The organism is uncultured Methanobrevibacter sp., from assembly GCF_905235195.1.
In the GTDB taxonomy this organism is placed as follows: Archaea; Methanobacteriota; Methanobacteria; order Methanobacteriales; family Methanobacteriaceae; genus Methanarmilla.
The window spans coordinates 1-16,950 of record NZ_CAJOKH010000064.1 but is presented as its reverse complement, the minus strand read 5'-3'; the positions used below and the strand labels follow the sequence as shown (position 1 = coordinate 16,950).

13 protein-coding genes, 2 rRNA genes and 1 pseudogene are annotated in these 16,950 nt (G+C 25.6%); 7 read left to right on the top strand and 9 right to left on the bottom strand.

Features of this window, described 5'->3' with window-relative positions:
- Positions 1-93: 93 nt before the first annotated feature.
- Positions 94-633, top strand: coding sequence for a TaqI-like C-terminal specificity domain-containing protein (locus QZ146_RS07795; protein WP_365316917.1), 540 nt, complete (start codon positions 94-96; stop codon positions 631-633).
- Positions 634-734: 101 nt separating this feature from the next.
- Here the strand turns inward: QZ146_RS07795 and priS are convergent, their stop codons facing one another.
- Together priS and priL are read right to left on the bottom strand one after the other, a co-directional pair.
- On the bottom strand, positions 735-1,742 hold the full coding sequence (priS, locus tag QZ146_RS07790; RefSeq protein WP_295723274.1) for a DNA primase catalytic subunit PriS: 1,008 nt from the start codon (positions 1,740-1,742) through the stop codon (positions 735-737).
- Positions 1,743-3,122, bottom strand: coding sequence for a DNA primase large subunit PriL (gene priL / locus QZ146_RS07785; protein ID WP_295723272.1), 1,380 nt, complete (start codon positions 3,120-3,122; stop codon positions 1,743-1,745).
- Positions 3,123-3,237: 115 nt separating this feature from the next.
- Between priL and QZ146_RS07780 the strand changes: the two genes are divergently transcribed.
- From QZ146_RS07780 to QZ146_RS07765, 4 genes and pseudogenes are all read left to right on the top strand, one after another.
- Positions 3,238-3,384: a hypothetical protein gene (locus tag QZ146_RS07780; RefSeq protein ID WP_295723271.1), complete on the top strand. Its 147-nt coding sequence runs from the start codon at positions 3,238-3,240 to the stop codon at positions 3,382-3,384.
- 342 nt (positions 3,385-3,726) lie between these two features.
- A complete protein-coding gene (locus QZ146_RS07775; RefSeq protein WP_295723270.1) occupies positions 3,727-5,853 on the top strand; it encodes a Tex family protein in 2,127 nt (708 codons plus the stop codon).
- 190 nt (positions 5,854-6,043) lie between these two features.
- Positions 6,044-8,042 (top strand): annotated as a pseudogene (gene metG / locus QZ146_RS07770) (methionine--tRNA ligase).
- 207 nt (positions 8,043-8,249) lie between these two features.
- On the top strand, positions 8,250-9,809 hold the full coding sequence (locus QZ146_RS07765; RefSeq protein ID WP_295723268.1) for a DUF530 domain-containing protein: 1,560 nt from the start codon (positions 8,250-8,252) through the stop codon (positions 9,807-9,809).
- Positions 9,810-9,987: 178 nt separating this feature from the next.
- Here the strand turns inward: QZ146_RS07765 and QZ146_RS07760 are convergent, their stop codons facing one another.
- From QZ146_RS07760 to QZ146_RS07745, 4 genes are all read right to left on the bottom strand, one after another.
- Positions 9,988-10,473 carry a hypothetical protein gene (locus QZ146_RS07760; protein ID WP_295723267.1) on the bottom strand — a complete coding sequence of 162 codons (486 nt, stop codon included), beginning with the start codon at positions 10,471-10,473 and terminating at the stop codon, positions 9,988-9,990.
- A 340-nt stretch (positions 10,474-10,813) separates the two neighbouring features.
- Entirely contained in the window at positions 10,814-11,614 is an 801-nt protein-coding gene (locus QZ146_RS07755; RefSeq protein WP_295723266.1) for a hypothetical protein, read from the bottom strand.
- A 10-nt stretch (positions 11,615-11,624) separates the two neighbouring features.
- Positions 11,625-11,873, bottom strand: a complete 249-nt coding sequence (locus QZ146_RS07750; protein ID WP_295723265.1) for a zinc-ribbon domain-containing protein — start codon at positions 11,871-11,873, stop codon at positions 11,625-11,627.
- Positions 11,874-12,662: 789 nt separating this feature from the next.
- Positions 12,663-12,848 (bottom strand): hypothetical protein, encoded by a 186-nt coding sequence (locus QZ146_RS07745; protein WP_295723263.1) that lies wholly within the window; start codon positions 12,846-12,848, stop codon positions 12,663-12,665.
- Between the two features lie 93 nt (positions 12,849-12,941).
- Here QZ146_RS07745 and QZ146_RS07740 point away from each other — a divergent pair, with 93 nt between their 5' ends.
- Both QZ146_RS07740 and QZ146_RS07735 read left to right on the top strand, forming a co-directional pair.
- Complete coding sequence (locus QZ146_RS07740) at positions 12,942-13,268, top strand: hypothetical protein (protein WP_295723261.1); 327 nt, start codon at positions 12,942-12,944, stop codon at positions 13,266-13,268.
- A 135-nt stretch (positions 13,269-13,403) separates the two neighbouring features.
- Positions 13,404-13,937, top strand: a complete 534-nt coding sequence (locus tag QZ146_RS07735) for a hypothetical protein (protein WP_295723259.1) — start codon at positions 13,404-13,406, stop codon at positions 13,935-13,937.
- A 16-nt stretch (positions 13,938-13,953) separates the two neighbouring features.
- Here QZ146_RS07735 and QZ146_RS07730 read toward each other — a convergent pair whose 3' ends face one another.
- The 3 genes from QZ146_RS07730 to QZ146_RS07720 form a co-directional block, all read right to left on the bottom strand.
- The gene (locus QZ146_RS07730; protein ID WP_295723258.1) at positions 13,954-15,474 is read right to left on the bottom strand and encodes a hypothetical protein; all 1,521 of its coding nucleotides are present in this window, start codon (positions 15,472-15,474) and stop codon (positions 13,954-13,956) included.
- A 738-nt stretch (positions 15,475-16,212) separates the two neighbouring features.
- Positions 16,213-16,328 (bottom strand): 5S ribosomal RNA (gene rrf, locus QZ146_RS07725).
- Between the two features lie 182 nt (positions 16,329-16,510).
- Positions 16,511-16,950: ribosomal RNA gene (locus tag QZ146_RS07720) — 23S ribosomal RNA — on the bottom strand; the annotation flags it as partial.

Sequence of the window (16,950 nt, the reverse complement as noted above, 5' to 3'; positions counted from 1 at the left end):
AAGGCACCATTAAAAACAGACCAACAAAAACTAAAAATCAACAAAAAAGAAGAGCAAATATCACTCTTAAAATTTTGCTCTATCTAGCACCCTATAAATGATAATATCTCTGATTTTCCAAATATTCAATTACATTTAGATAAATTTTCAACTATAAACACCTCCAGTAACAAACCATATGGACTTCATAGAGCAAGAAAACAAGAAATTTTCACTAGTGAAAAAATTATAATTGCAAGAAAATGTGAGATTCCAACTTGTTCTTATGTTAATTTTCCTGCATATGTTTCCCAGACATTTATGGTGATTAATTCTGAACGATTTAATTTAAAGTTTTTAACTGGTTTGTTAAATTCAAAATTAGTACAATTTTGGCTTAAATATAAAGGAAAAATGCAAGGAAATAACTATCAATTAGATAAAGAGCCTCTGCAGAAGATTCCGATTATTACAGATATCGATGATAATATAGAACAGAATGTGATAATGTTAGTTGACAATATATTACAAGAGTATGAATCTAATTTTGAATTTCCAAAGATAGAATCATTAGAAAATGAGTTAAATAATTTAATCTATGAATTGTATGAAATTACCGAAGATGAAATAAAATTAATTGAAGAATCGTTATAGATAATTTTATGATACATAACCTATATAGAATCATATCTTTAAGTATAACATTAAATATAGTTAGAAAGAATAGTTTATTAAATCTAATTCGTGATTAATATTTATTTATTTTCTGTAATTTCTTCATCCTTTCGCTCATCTACGAATTTAGGAACAGCATACTTTAAAGGATCAAAGTTTTCACGGTCTTTTACTTCTACACATTTCATACTTACCTTAGAGTGTAAGGAACTTGGAAGTCTTAAAATACGTTTAATATCAATAGAGACCTTTGCATCAATAGTTGCAAGATTAACATTAGCCATAGCACTTACAATATTATTATATCTTCTAGGACCAATATTACCTTTAAATAAACCCCATGCATCATCGTCTAAAAGATGTCTGAATTTAATAATGTCCTTAAGTAATTTAGGATTTATCCCATCTATTTTTTCTGTGCCCTTTAAGTGTTGAATATTGTATTTTACCCTATCTGTAAATATTTGATGATAAGCTAGTGGTAGTGTAAAATGTTGGAAATTAAAATTACTTGCAACCATACTAGGGTCAGGATTTGGATAAATACTTTTAGGAACAGTTGCTCCTGCAACATATTTTAAAACCTCACCACGTAAATCACTATCTGCAAGCATCATATCTTCATCTAAAATACGTATATGATAACCTCTACCTGAATAGATTAAATGTATATTTTTTAAACCTAAATCCCCATCTAAAGTATCAATAAGATTATTTACTATTTCAAGTGACTCAGCTAAACATTGAGCACATACTTCACCTTCATCACAATCACATGAACGTATAGGCAAATCCTTTGCATCTACATCAAAAACATATTCTGCCTTTTGCCAATCTTCACGAGCTCTGGGATTTCTATAATAAGCAATTGAAATATAAGCTGCAAATGGAGATTTACTTTTAAGGAATCGTCTTAAAATATCCTGATTTTTAAAAACCTTATATCTATCATTTGGTCCACGGCCATAATGGTCAAAACCAAATTCTCTTCTTGGAAGTTCATCAGTAATAAAATCAGGTAAATCTTTTAAATTCCATTCTTCCCTATAAAACTGTTTTCTTTCCTTAATAGTTGATTTACCAAACATTTAATCCCTCCCATCCGAATTAGAATTACTTTCAGACTGGGTAGAATCAGGTAATTTACCTTCATTTTTAAGATTCCATTTAGCACGAGTATAATAAGATAAAGGATTATTAATACCTTTACAACCCTTATCTTTTTTACATAATTGAGGAAGATGAATTTTAACCTTTTCACAACTCATTGGAGTGTACCATTTAGTTTCACCTTCATGGTCTAAACTAAGCTCACTATGCATTCCAAAACCAAGTTTTGAAATAATATTTATTTTTTCCTGAGGTTGATCTTCAAACAATGGTGGTGTACAGTTATCTGCGGCTTCAAAAATTAAAGGAAGAATTTCCCGTTCTGTAATATCCAAATTTTTATCAATATCAGATACTTTAATTCCTGCACCTTCATTTGCAAAAATCCCTGGATATAATCTTGCATAAGATGCAAAACTTGTTAAAAATAGTACAATAGCATCATTACGTCCACCTGAAGACACACCTTCGACAGTACTTTTAATACATGGAGGAAAAGCTTCCTTTACAAGTTTTCCAATTTCCATATAACCTCCAGGATTATTAAGATTTGCATAAAATGTGCTATATTTAGTCATCTCTTCATCAATCGTTTTTTCTATCTCATCCGCCAATGTCAAAATACTTGGATGAGCTTCGATTAACTGGGATTTTTCCTGAATATTTTGAATATACTCTTCAGTTTTCTGCATTATAAGATTTTTTAAAACTTCTTCTTTAACATTATCTCCTACAAGAACATCATACATTTTACTTGCAGATCTATCATCAAATTTATCTTCAAAACGATAGATAAATTCATCCCTATCTAAAATAACTTCACCATTATCTATAACTAAATCAGTAAGGGATAATTTTTTACTTGATATAATGTCTTTTAGGAAAGTCCACTCAACAGTACCTGAAACCATAAGCTCACCTAATACATCATCAGTAAGCTCTCGCTTTTCAGATAACATTAAAGATCCTAATCTATCTTCAATAATCTGGCCTTGAGCTTGAATAAATAATCTCATTTCCCGTGAATTAAAATTAAACTTATTTGCAATAGCTTGAGCACTTAAATGAAATGCAATAACATCATATGGAGTAATATCCTCTACAAAAAAATATGCATAATCATGAGAATTATACTCTTTATTGTTTTTTCGCTCAATAAACCATTTAATCCTTTTAAGTGCCAAATTAATAATATTTTCAGGAATGTAAGATTCATCAGAAAGGTTCTGATGAGGGGAAAAAGAGATAATATCAACTAATCTACTATCTATATCAAAAACAGTTGATAAATCTGCTTGGTTTCTTACAATACTTAAAGCTTCATCACAAAAAGGATTTAAAAATGAACTTTCCACCATATGTGATAATCTATAATTTATATAATAAAAAATTATTTATTTAAAAATAAATGATTCATTACACATCCCATTTATCTTTTATTTTTGATAAATTAATTATTTTCCTTTGGGATTAATGATTTATTATTTTTTTTGGATTAATGATAATAAAACAATTAGTAACCGTATAAATATTATAAATGACACTGAACATGAGGTGGAAATTACATCTTTTAATAGTGATGGAACATCATTAGATGAATTATTTACTGATGGAATATAATAATAAATAATTTTTATATATAATCACCAAACCATTATAAATTATCATAAATACAATTTTAAAATCAACAATCTAAATATAATATAGATTAAATTAAAGGTACAATTAAGAATGTATTTGATGATAAAAATAGCTAGTATAATAATTATATTAAAAATTTAATCAATCATCTATTCATAACACTATAATTATTAAATAAATATAGTATAAGGTTTTATATAACGAATAATTTGACTATTAAAACTTTAAAAAAATAAATATTATATGTATATTGTATCTCTATATCCCTAAATTAGAAATTAATAGATTTAAAACAGCAGAAAAAATTAAAAGGTAATTAATATGAATATTGTAAAACAATTATCTCATGAATTAAAAATAAATGAAAATCAGACAAAGAATGTTATTAAATTAATTGATGATGGAAATACCATACCTTTTATTGCAAGATATAGAAAAGAAATGACTGGTTCTTTAGATGATGAGATACTTAGAGAATTTCAAGAAAGATTAACATACATTAGAAATCTTGAAAGTAGAAAAGAAACCATACTTAAAAGTATAGAAGAACAAGGAAAACTAACAAGCCAACTTAAAAAATCTATTGAAGAAGTATTAACATTAGTAGAACTTGAAGATTTGTATTTACCTTATAAGAAAAAAAGACAAACACGTGGAAGTAAAGCAAGAGAAAAAGGTCTTGAACCATTATCAGATATAATTTTAAAGCAAAATATAAACGAAGATATTGAAAAAATTGCAGAAGAATATTTAAATGATAAAGTTACAAGTACAGAGGAAGCATTAAACGGAGCAAAAGATATAATAGCAGAGGATATATCTGATAATGCTAAATTCAGGAAATACATTCGTAACAATACATATAAATTCGGATTAGTTGAAGTAAAAGCAAAGGATAATACTGTTGAATCAGAGTATGAAATTTATTATGATTATAAGGAAAAAATTAGCAAAATAGCTCCACATAGAGTTCTTGCTATTAACCGTGGTGAAAAGGAAGGAATATTACAGGTTAAAATTACTAATGATGATGAACGTATGAAAGCTTATATTAAAAAAGGAATTCTTAAAAATAATAAATTTACCTATGATATAATTAGTAGTGCTATTGATGATTCATATACCCGTTTAATCAAACCTTCAATTGATAGAGATATACGTTCACAGCTTAAAGAAGAAGCAGAAGAAAAATCAATAAAAGTTTTCTCTAAAAACCTTGAACAGTTACTTTTACAAAGCCCTATAGAAAATAAAATTGTAATGGGATGGGATCCAGCATTTAGAACCGGTTGTAAAATAGCAGTTATTAATCAAACTGGAAAATTATTATATCATACAGTAGTCTATCCTACTGCTCCTCAAAATAAGGTTTATGAAACTAAAGAAAAATTATCTAAAATTATTAAAGATTATGATGTTGATTTAATTGCACTTGGAAATGGTACAGCTTCACGTGAATCAGAAGAAATAATCGTCTCAATGATAAAAGAGTACAATCTATCATGTAAATATGTAATTGTTTCTGAGGCAGGTGCAAGTGTATATTCTGCTAGTAAACTAGCTGATGAAGAGTTTCCAGATTATGATGTAGGTACTAGAAGTGCAATATCTATTGGAAGACGTCTACAAGACCCACTTGCAGAACTTGTTAAAATCGATCCTAAATCAATTGGTGTAGGCCAATACCAACATGATATGAATCAGAAACATTTAAATGAATCTCTTAAAAGTTTAGTTGAAAAGGTTGTAAATCTTGTAGGTGTAAATCTCAATACTGCTTCAAGTTCACTACTCCAGTATGTTTCTGGAATAAGTAAAAATGTAGCTGTAAATATAGTTAAATACAAAGAGGAAAATGGTAAATTTAAATCCCGTAGTGAGATTAAAAATGTTAATAAATTAGGAGATAAAACCTATGAGCAATGTGCGGGTTTTATGAAAGTTCCAGATAGTGATAATCCTTTAGATAATACTACAATACATCCTGAATCTTATAATGTTAGTAAAAAATTATTAAAAAAACTAGGTTATAATCTAGAGGATATTGGAAATAATGATTTAAACTTAGATAATTTAGATTTAAAACAGTTATCCGAAGATTTATCTATAGGTGTTGAAACTTTAGAAGATATAGTAAATGAAATTAAAAAACCAGGTAGAGATCCAAGAGAAGATATGCCTGAACCTATTTTAAAAGATGATGTGCTTGAAATAGAAGATTTAGAAGAAGGGATGATATTAAAAGGTACAGTTCGAAATGTTATAGATTTTGGAGCATTTGTTGATATTGGTGTTCATCATGATGGATTGGTACATATCTCTGAGTTGGTTGAAAATAAATTTGTAAAACACCCTTTAGATATTGTAAGTGTAGGGGATATAGTTGATGTTAAAGTATTAAGTGTTGATTTAAAGAAAAGTAGAATCAACCTCTCCATGATTTTATAATATTCTATTTTAAACTATTATCAAATATAATTTAAAATAAATTTAAAAATAAAAAAGAAGTCTTTATTTAAATATATAAAAAGTTTATATAAATGAAATAAGATAAATAAATACATTCTATAAATTTTAATAAAATCGATTTATATTTTATGATTACAATTAATTAAAAAAAAAGAGTAGGAGAGTAAAAATGTCAAAATATTTTGTATCAACTGCACTTCCATATGCGAATGGTCCTTTTCATTTAGGTCATGTAAGATCAACATATTTACCTGCAGATATTTTTTGTAGGTATCATCGTATGATTGGAGATGATGTACTTTTAGTTGGTGCAACAGATGAACACGGTACCCCAATTGCAGTTCAAGCAGATAAAGAAGGTAAAAAACCTATTGAAATAGCTACAAGATATCATAATATGATTAAAAGAGATATTGAATCAATGAATATTTCTATGGATAATTTTGCTCGTACCACAGACCCTCTACATTATAAACTTTCACAAGATTTCTTCACATATTTATATGAACGTGATTTTATCTATCCTCAAATTGAACAACAATTATATTGTCCTAATTGTGGAAAATTCTTACCCGACAGATATGTAGAAGGAATTTGTCCTGTTTGTGGAGGAGAAGCTAGAGGAGATCATTGTGAAAATTGTGGAAGAGCATTAGAACCACATGAATTAAAAGAACCACGTTGTTTAACTTGTAATACTACTCCAGTTATTAAAGATACACAACAATATTACTTTAAATTAAGTGAATTTCAAGATGTTTTAACGGATTATATTGAAAATAATGAAAACTTAACAGACAATGTTAGAAATTATGCAAGAAACTGGTTAGAAGATGGTCTTAAAGATTGGACATATACTCGTGATATGGACTGGGGTATTCCTGTACCTCTTGATGGGGCAAAAGGAAAAGTTATATATGTATGGGGTGAAGCATTTTTAGGATACCTCTCTTCTGCAGCGTTATGGACAAGAAAATACAATCCAAAATGGGAAGAATACTGGCAGGATAATGCAATACACTTTATTGGTAAAGATATTATTTACCATCATGCAATTTTCTGGCCTGCACTTTTAAAAGCACATGAGTGTAAGATGCCAGATAACATTTTTGCAGGAGAATTCTTATCCCTTGAAGGACGTAAAATGTCTACAAGTAAAAACTGGGTAGTATGGGTAGATGATTTTATAAAAAAATATGATTCTGATTTACTTAGATATTACCTTACAATTGTTGCTCCATTAAATAGAGATACAGATTTCAGTTGGGATGATTTCCAAAGAAGAAATAATGATGAACTTGCAGATGTACTTGGAAACTTCCTCCATAGAACATTTACATTTACAAAGAAAAACTTCCAAAAGAAGATACCTCAATTTGAAAATCCATCTGAAGAAGATTTAGAATTTTTAAAACTAATTAAAGCATGCCCAGATAATGTAGCAGATCATATTGAAAAGATGGAATTTAGAGAAGGTTTAGTTGAAATTATGAAAGTAGTAAAAGCTGGAAATAAATACTTCAACGACCAAGAACCTTGGAAGGCAATAAAAACAAATGAACAAAAAGCAGCAAATTGTCTTTATCTTTCAAATCAATTATGTAAAGTGCTTGCAACAATAATTAAACCATATATGCCTAATGTAGCTGATAAAATAGCAAGTATTATAAATAAATCCAAGTGAAAATTGGCAGGATGCAAGCCAATTTTTAGAAACCAGCCATGAAATTAATAAAGCTAAACCATTATTTAAGAAAATTGAAGATGATGATATAACAAAAGAAAAAGAAGAATTATATAAAAATTTAGTAGAAACTGAAGGAAAAGAGGATGAAAATATGGAACATGAAGAAATAATGTCAATTGATGATTTTGAAAAAGTGGAAATGAGAATTGGTCAAATTAAAGAAGCTGAAAAAATTAAAAAATCCAAAAAATTATTAAAATTGCAAGTAGATTTAGGATATGATACTAAACAAATAGTTTCTGGAATTGCAAATGAATATGCGCCAGAAGACTTAATAGATAGAAAAGTAGTTGTACTTGTAAATCTTAAACCTGCAAAATTATGTGGTGAGAAATCTGAAGGAATGATTCTTGCAACTGAAAATGCAGCTGCACTTTTAGGTGTAGAAGATGATTGTGAAATCGGTGAGAGAGTAATGTAAATTATCTAATTTACACCCATTCCAATTTTAAATATTAAATAAAATACCATTACTATTTTATTTTAAGATCTTAAAATTAATTTAATATACAATAATAATGAAATAAATAAAAATTAAATGAAATTTAAGTTAATTTAATTAGTAAAAATAATTTAACTTACTAAAAATCTATTGCGGCATAGATTTAAAAGTCCTCACGGTGAGTTAATGGATTCTAATAGATTAATTAATAAAGCAGAAGAATATCTAAAAAATATTTCACTAGAAAAGATAGACCTCTCTAAATTAAATGATTTTGAATACTACAATAGTATTTACAATCAGTTAAATAAGCAACTAGAAGTATTAATAGATTTTAGAGAAAGTATGGATAATCAAGGTTACACCTCCCCTTACAGGTCACTTAGCAAATATGGAATAAGTACCGTAGGAGATATAAGTGCCGAAGAGGCATCTGAAACCTATAGACATAACCAATATTTTAGACTAAAAGCCTCTGCTAAAAAAAATATTTTAGATAGAGTAAAATCTGCTATTGATGCACATAAAATAGCTATAGGTAACCTGGAAGAATACGGATTAATCCAATGCCATAATTGTAATAAAATATATAAAATCAATGAATTAGAAGAAGAATGTAGCTGCAATAAAACTGATTACTCATTTTTTATAAATGATTCTGGAAATCATAGAATCGAAATTTTACCATTCATTCCTCTTGCTGGAGATTATATGGTAAAGATAAGTGAACTTACAAGCTGGGGTAGAGAATCATTTAAAAAAGTAATTAATATGTTAAAACAAGAACGTAAAGGTTCTGTAAAAACTGTTTCTTTAATAATTCGTTACAACGAAAATAAAAAATTAATTAGAAAACGAGTTACTCTTGATTCATATTATATAGATAGTTATGAAGAAGAAATTAGAAAAAGATATGGAAAAAATGTGCGTATTGAAGCATTACAATTCCACAGAACCAAACCTGCAATTATAAATGATAAAAATACACGTACGGCACTAGCTATAGGATATGTTAAACATGCAGAATTAATTGTAAATAAACATAAAGAGGATTTATTAAAAGAAAAAATTAGAAATATGGATAATTTAAATAAATATGATGAAATTATAGAAAATGCAAAAAATGCAAATCCTCAATATTTAGATGAAACAGATTCTATAGATGATTGGAGAGATGAAAAAATCAATAGAGATTTAATAAAATCTGAACTTAAAAATAAAGATGGCAGGTTAAATAGAACATTAGAAAGTGATTTGAAAAGTAGAGATAGAATAGAAAAATCCATCTTTTTAAATATAGCACCTTCCCTAATTTTATGGGACATATTTAAATATTATCTAACAAGTTCTAATGACAAACGTAAAAGGCATAGTAGCCCATTCCCATATATCCGTAGTGAAATTGATCGTCAACAACGAAAAGTTTTCCAAATAACCTACACTAAAGCAATAAAACTTTTAAATGAAAGAGAGCAGGAAAATATTCTTCCAATAAATGAAATGGATTTAATATTACATAAAAAATTCAAAATAGAAGAACACTTTAAAAATTCCAATATGAAAATAGATTATGTAGCACTTGGAGCAGCAATACTCCATAAAGAAGCTAACATAACTATGAACAACTGTGTAAAAACATTTAAAAAAGACAAAGAATCTATTGAAAAAGAAATCAACAATATTGATACTGTTGCAAAACCAAAAAGCACTAAAAGTAAAATGTTTTTAGATCTAATTAAAACTTAAACTAAAGTCAATGTATTAGATTAAATTAAAACTTAAACTAAAAGTCAATGTATTAGATTAAATTAAAACTTAAACTAAAAGTCAAAGTTTTTAGATCTAATTAAAAATAAATAATTTTAAAAAAAAGGTAAATAGATTTAATGATAAAAAAATAAAAAAATCATATTTACATTATTCATTATTTATTATTTAAAATATAATATATTGTTCTAATAGGAATATCTGTTTTCTTTGATATTTCTTTAACTGTAAGACCATTATATTTTAATTGTCTAACTTCTTCTTTTAATTTATCAGAATATTTTCTTTTATGACCTTTAAGCTTAATATTAGAATATTTTTCCAAGATATAATAAACTTGTTTTATTGAAATATCGAGTTTTTGAGAAATCTCTTTAGGAGCTAAACCTTCTTTTTTTAATTCCATAAGCTCATCAATAAATTCTTTTGAAAATTTAGGTTTAACACCAGGATTATATTCTATTTTAACTTCAATATCTAATTGTTCAAGTGCATCTAAATATTTTTGGGGAATTCTATCATACAAACTTTTTGGACAGGTTATAAGCTTTAAAGATGGATATTCATCTATTAATTCAATAATCCTCTTAGAACTTAAAGCACTAGTCATATGAATTTTCCAAACATTATTTTCTTTTATCATTATAACACTATTGATCTTTAATTAGACATATGAAAAATATAAATTAAAATAAAAAAATTAAAAATTTAATAAATTAATAAATAAAAATTAAAAAATTAATAATTAATACTTAGAATATCTATATGGTACATATCACATAAATGATTATGAAGAAACATATTATAAATTAAATAAAATAAATATAGATTTAAAATAATTGATTTGATTTTACTTATACCTAGAATGTATCACTTTCTATTTCTTTAAATGCAATGTTTGTACATAACATATTTTTATTTTTATATGAGCTTATCTATAAATTTGAATCTGATTTAAAAAATAAAAAAAAAGTAGTAAAAATCTAGGAATATTCATAGATTGTTACCGTATAAGTTTCAATATTATCTCCATCTAATTTCAATTGATAATCACCTGAACCACTACCTTCAATAGTAACTTCATTCGATTCATCCCCATTTACCACTAAGTTAGAAGAATTAACCTTAAAGTTTCCATTGTAAAGTTCTATATTTAAATTACCTTTTTCACCATCCCTACATTTAGCAGTAATCTGAATTTTATATTGATCACCATCATCTTTTAAACTAAATGAAGGTTGGGAATCTGAATAGTTACCTATAGTTTTCCATGATTTTTCTTTAACATTAACTGTATCATTTGAATTTGTATTATTTTCTATTTTTTTATCATCTGTTTTGTTGTCCTTGTTATTTTTATGATCAATTGAATCATGAGTAATTTTATTATTCAATTTATCAGTTTTGTTTGTATTATTATCAGTCTTATTATCAGTTTTATTATCCGTCTTATTATCCGTCTTATTATCCGTCTTATTATCACTGTTATTGTTTAAACCTTGTTTATCCCCACTAATATTTTTTACATCATTAGTTGAGTTATTTCCACTATCCCCAATTATAAATATAGTTTTATTTTGAGTATTACTAGGCACAGCATTATGACTATTAACAGTAGAACCAAATGGATTATGTGCTACATCATAAATACTAGGTAAATCAAGTAATGTATCTCCACCATGATTTTCAGGTAGTATTGCATAAGCTATAGCCAGTGCAGATACAAGTGTAACAATAGCAATAACAAATATTAAAATTAATCTATCAACACCTTTCTCATCCATAAAAACACCTTTAATATCCCTTAGTTTTCATTAAAATATAAACTCCTAAAAACAATATTACGAAAAATATTGTAATTAAAGCATATAATATTTTTTCCTTTCGTTTAATAATACTATCTGGATTAGGATTTTTGCTATGGTAAACATTTTTCTTATATTCTTTGACCATATTATCCTCTACAATCTTTTCACCACAATGTGGACAGAATTCTCCATCTTTATCCACTTCTTCACCACAATTTGTACAGAATAAAGTCAATTTATTCACCTCCCAGATTATTAAAAATTGTATTACTTAATGTATATTATGATTTTATATTAATATAAAATTACTTATTTTAAACAATAAAAGTGTCGGGCAAAAGTCGAAAATTTATTTTTAAAATATATAATTAAAGCATAAATTTAAAAATAAAAAAAAATTTTAAACAATATAACTTTGACAAAAACCCGTAGTTGAAATACATCAAAATTTATAATTTAAAGAAAAAATATATTAAAGATATTTTAATAGTAATTAGGATAAATTAAAATAATTATTTATAAAATAAACTCGAATTAAACTAATAAATATTAAAATAAATAATTTTATATTATATGTATTCAACGAATATATTGAATATTATACATATAATGAATCATATAATTAAAAAATAAATAATAATTTCCTTATTTAAAAGTGAAAAATTAATTTGAGAGTAAGTTAAATTGAATATCCCTTTTATCACCATCATTTAAAATAAGTTAACACAGGCCAACACCAATACCTATGTCAATATAATAACAAATGTTATTATAAACAAATATTGCCGTATTATCCACCATCATCTTCATAAAAAATAGTTAACACCAACAACATCAAAAAAATAATACAAACAATAAATGTACTGCCAATTTAACTTAAACTCAATTGAAAATATTTAAAAAAATATTTTCATATTTATATTAAAAAAATTACATATAAATAGTTTACTATATAAATTATTACATTAGTAATAATTATTCTGATACAATTTAAATAAAGATTACAGCTCTATTAAAAAAAAAATTAGGAAGCTAAAGGTTTTAAATTATTAATGTTATTAAACTCTTTAAGAGTTCCAATACAAAAACTTTTATCCTTATAGACGTGATTACCTTCTTTAATAATATAAACTAAATATTCTTCACCATCAATATTGACTTTTTCTTCCACACCCGCGGTGTTTGATTTACCATCAATATAATAATACATATTATCACTAATATTAGATACCTTATAATCTTTGCTAAAATTAGATACTAGTGTTATATTAGATGGGGAAATTTTGAAGAACTCAATAAAGACATGAAATATTCCAATAAAGAAATTATAAGAAACATTAAAAAACTATTCAATGAAGACTATTTAATAATCACAGGAGTGCTTGAAGATATAACTAAAAATATTTTTACAATGAATAAAAGATTATCTGAAATAGATATTTCTTTAAACGTAAACGAAGATTTTATATTATTAAAGTTTATTTATGATGGAGAAACATATGAACCATTAAAAAATGAGATATTATTAGAAAAAGAAAATATTAAAAAGTTAAATAAACTTAATTATCAATTTGACTATTATAGAATATTAGATATGAATTTCTCTTATATTAAAATAGTTAAAGATTAAAAGATACCTACATTTATTATATTAAAATCATTATTTTATATACTGAACTTAAAAAAAATACATAGGAATAACTATTAAACATAAATTTTTCAATGAAAATATGAAATTTAATAAAAAATAATAGGGGATAAAATTTTGCCAATGGAAGATGAAACATTATTAAAATATATAGATGAAGATTTTACAAAATCCATTAAATCCAAATCATATAAATCATATTACCAGTTTTTAATTAATTATATAGACTTTTTCACAGATGCAAATGAATATATGTTAAATAATAATCATAAACTTATAGATCAAATATTAACAGATGAAAACAATGAAAAAGAGATGGAAATTCTTATCAATTACAAACGTTTTAATGAATCACTTAGAATATATGAGGTTCTAGAAGACAACTATAAAGCAAATATTGAAAAAGCAACAAAAAAACTATATAAAAATACTAATAATAAAGAAGAATTTAATAATGGGCAACTTGAACTTTTAAAAACTGCAAGTATTAAAACCATTATGAGTTATTTTACATCAATTTATAAAAGTATTGAAGAATTAGGATGGTTATCTTTAGACTCATATGACTGTATTTTATATATTAATGGACTTAGAAGATTAGATGAGTTGATTAATAAAGAAATAAATTCTATTAATAGTAAAAATAATTAAAGATATAAAAATTCAACTATTCGAATTTTAAAATATGTACTCTTGAAGAGGTACTATCCTTACCATCTGAATTTAAATTAACAGAGACAATATATTGATCTTCATCAAGATTTAACAAATCATTTTTCCATGACGAGTCATTTTCATTCAAATTGTCCAATATTTCAACTATAGAATCTATTGATTCATCATCTGAGGCAAAATATATCCTATCTTCAATAGTATTTAGGGTTGATGTTTTGATTTTACGCTCATCATCCATCAATAAAGCAATTGAAAATCCATATTCTTTACCATTAACTAGAAGTTTATTTATAATTGAATTAGATGAAAAATTAATATTTTGACTGTTATCTAAGACTGTGAAAAATGGAAAATCAAAAAATCCTTCAGTAATTTTAAAATTATATAAATCATACAATATTATATCATATATGAATTTTTGAGTAGATTCTGTATATTGACTTAAATCAATGATTTTTACTTTACCTGTAGATTCATTTAAAAATGACCAATCATATTTACCTCCCTTTGCAAAGGGTTCATCAACAAACAAGTCTTTAAGGGAAGAAAGTATGCTATCAGCCTTTATCATATCTAATTCATTTTTAAGATGATCTAAATTAAGATGCCTATATTTTTCAAGAGATTTTAAACATATAAAATATAATTCATTCAATTCATCAGGAGAAATATCATAAACATTATTTACTATTCTAATAAATCTACGGGCAACAGAAGGATTATCCTCTAATGTAAAGCCATTAAGGGAATATTTAGAGTATTTTTTAAATGGATTAAATGGTAATTTAGGATTTGCTTTTTTAATGTTTTTAGTAGTATTAAAAGATTTATGACTTGCTTTTTCAACTACTTTCTTATATACCTCACTATCAAGATCTTTATATTTTTCTGTTACCTTATCTATAATATTTGCATTTACATATTCCTTATTATCTGGAATATTTACTTGTCTTGGAGTTAATTTAACACCACGAGAAAGTTTATCAGTTAATAAATTATCCAGATTTTTAAAATGATTATTAGTGTCAATTATAATAGAGGGAATATTTTCCCTAGATAAATTAACAATGAAACTTTCAAGCAAAGCATATTTTGATTTTGAAGATTTGCCTTCAATAATTATATTATAATTTTTTTGATGAGTATTTGCAAATTGCCAATAATATTCTTCTTCTTTAAATGGTGATTTTCCAACTGGAAGTTTAATATTATATCCTGCTTGTGAATTTTTAATAGATGGGTTATTTGAAATTTCACCTATCATTTCACCATGAAAATTAAAAATATATCCTTCACTTTCTATATCTGCATAAGGTTTAGTTAAATTTTTATAAGTTTTATCATTAAAATCAATGATTAATATATAGGTATCACTTTCTAAATGCCAAATTCTTGAAGATAATTCTTTTACTTTAGCATCTTTGAAATTTTCAAGTATTGGAATAGACTCATCATATTTTAATTGCTCATTAATATGAAGAGACTTAAGTAATTGATTTGTTTCATTTTCCATAATATACCTCATCTAAAATTATAGTATAAAATTAATCAAATTGGATATATAAATTTGTGATATATTAATATTAAACTTCATTATTTTTACATTTACTAAATTTTAAAATTCATAATTTTATAATAATACAATCCTAATTTTAAAAAAATCTTAAAAAAAATAATAAGTTATAGAATTTAACTAATAATAAAATTGATTATATTAAAGTCATGATTTTAAATAAAAGTTTATAAAATAATATTCTTTTAAAAATAATGATTAAATAAAATAATTTAAATCATTATATTTTATGAAAATTTAAAATTTGAAAATAATAATCAAAGTAAATATAATAGAAGACCACTGATAAAAACGGAAAGAGTAAACTGGCCCTCTAAAATAAATAGGTATCTAAATACCATATTTTGAAAATAATCTATTTTTAATTAATAATTTATTAATTTAATATTATTATAAATGTATAATTATATTATCTAAAATATACCTATATAAACATTATTTATTTTATTTTTTAATATTTAGAATTAATATCTGACAAAATAAAAGAATGAGATTAAATTTTTATAGTGCAAATTATTTAAAAATAATAAAAAAATAGACTATTTATAAAAATAATATCTAATTGTAATAAACATTATAAAATTTCTAATTTTTTATTTTTATAAAATAAGATCTTTTAAAATGATTAATTTTATAAATAAAAACTAGTTATGAATATAACAGTGTTATATATTGAACAATAAAAAAAAATGAAACTCCCGTAGGTATCCCCACAGTACTAAACAAAACGTAACTGACTTTACTTCTGGGATCGAAACGAGACCAGGTGTGGCCCAGTCACTATGGCCGCTAAGCCTAAATATATGAAAATAATATATAAAATATTGATTTTTATATTATATAAATATAATGAAATTCTCTACACTTTCACCCTAACTGTAAACACTTAACCATAATAGTATAAATAAAATGATTAGCCATTTTACAATACTAATAATAGTACACAAATCCATGACATCATATGTTGATTGACATAGAAAATAAAGCAGCGAACAATTGGAAGCAGCGAACTAAACAAATCGGTACAAAAAGACCTCTAAGCTCACATCCCTACCCCATCAAACGAATCTTCTATTCACGTCCTACAGCAATCTATTTTCAGGGAGTACCTCAGGCTTAAGATGCTTTCAGCCTTTATCACACAGTGCGTAGCTGCCCAGCAATGCCCTATCAGACAACTGGTCGACCAGAGGCACCGACAACTCGTTCCTCTCGTACTGGAGCCACCTTCCCCTCAGACTACTAACACTTCCATTAGATAGCAACCAACCTGTCTCACGACGGTCTAAACCCAGCTCACGTTCCCCTTTAATGGGTGAACAACCCCACCCTTGGGTGCTGCTGCACACCCAGGATGGAAAGAACCGACATCGAAGTAGCAAGCCGCAGGGTCGATATGGGCTCTTGCCTGCGACC

What these genes read in the sequence shown, in the direction of transcription:
- priS (WP_295723274.1), bottom strand. Translation starts at nt 1,742, where the DNA reads ATGTTTGGTAAATCAACTATTAAGGAAAGAAAACAGTTTTATAGGGAA.
- priL (WP_295723272.1), bottom strand. Translation starts at nt 3,122, where the DNA reads ATGGTGGAAAGTTCATTTTTAAATCCTTTTTGTGATGAAGCTTTAAGT.
- QZ146_RS07780 (WP_295723271.1), top strand. Translation starts at nt 3,238, where the DNA reads ATGATTTATTATTTTTTTTGGATTAATGATAATAAAACAATTAGTAAC.
- QZ146_RS07775 (WP_295723270.1), top strand. Translation starts at nt 3,727, where the DNA reads ATGAATATTGTAAAACAATTATCTCATGAATTAAAAATAAATGAAAAT.
- QZ146_RS07765 (WP_295723268.1), top strand. Translation starts at nt 8,250, where the DNA reads ATGGATTCTAATAGATTAATTAATAAAGCAGAAGAATATCTAAAAAAT.
- QZ146_RS07760 (WP_295723267.1), bottom strand. Translation starts at nt 10,473, where the DNA reads ATGATAAAAGAAAATAATGTTTGGAAAATTCATATGACTAGTGCTTTA.
- QZ146_RS07755 (WP_295723266.1), bottom strand. Translation starts at nt 11,614, where the DNA reads ATGGATGAGAAAGGTGTTGATAGATTAATTTTAATATTTGTTATTGCT.
- QZ146_RS07745 (WP_295723263.1), bottom strand. Translation starts at nt 12,848, where the DNA reads ATGTATTATTATATTGATGGTAAATCAAACACCGCGGGTGTGGAAGAA.
- QZ146_RS07740 (WP_295723261.1), top strand. Translation starts at nt 12,942, where the DNA reads ATGAAATATTCCAATAAAGAAATTATAAGAAACATTAAAAAACTATTC.
- QZ146_RS07730 (WP_295723258.1), bottom strand. Translation starts at nt 15,474, where the DNA reads ATGGAAAATGAAACAAATCAATTACTTAAGTCTCTTCATATTAATGAG.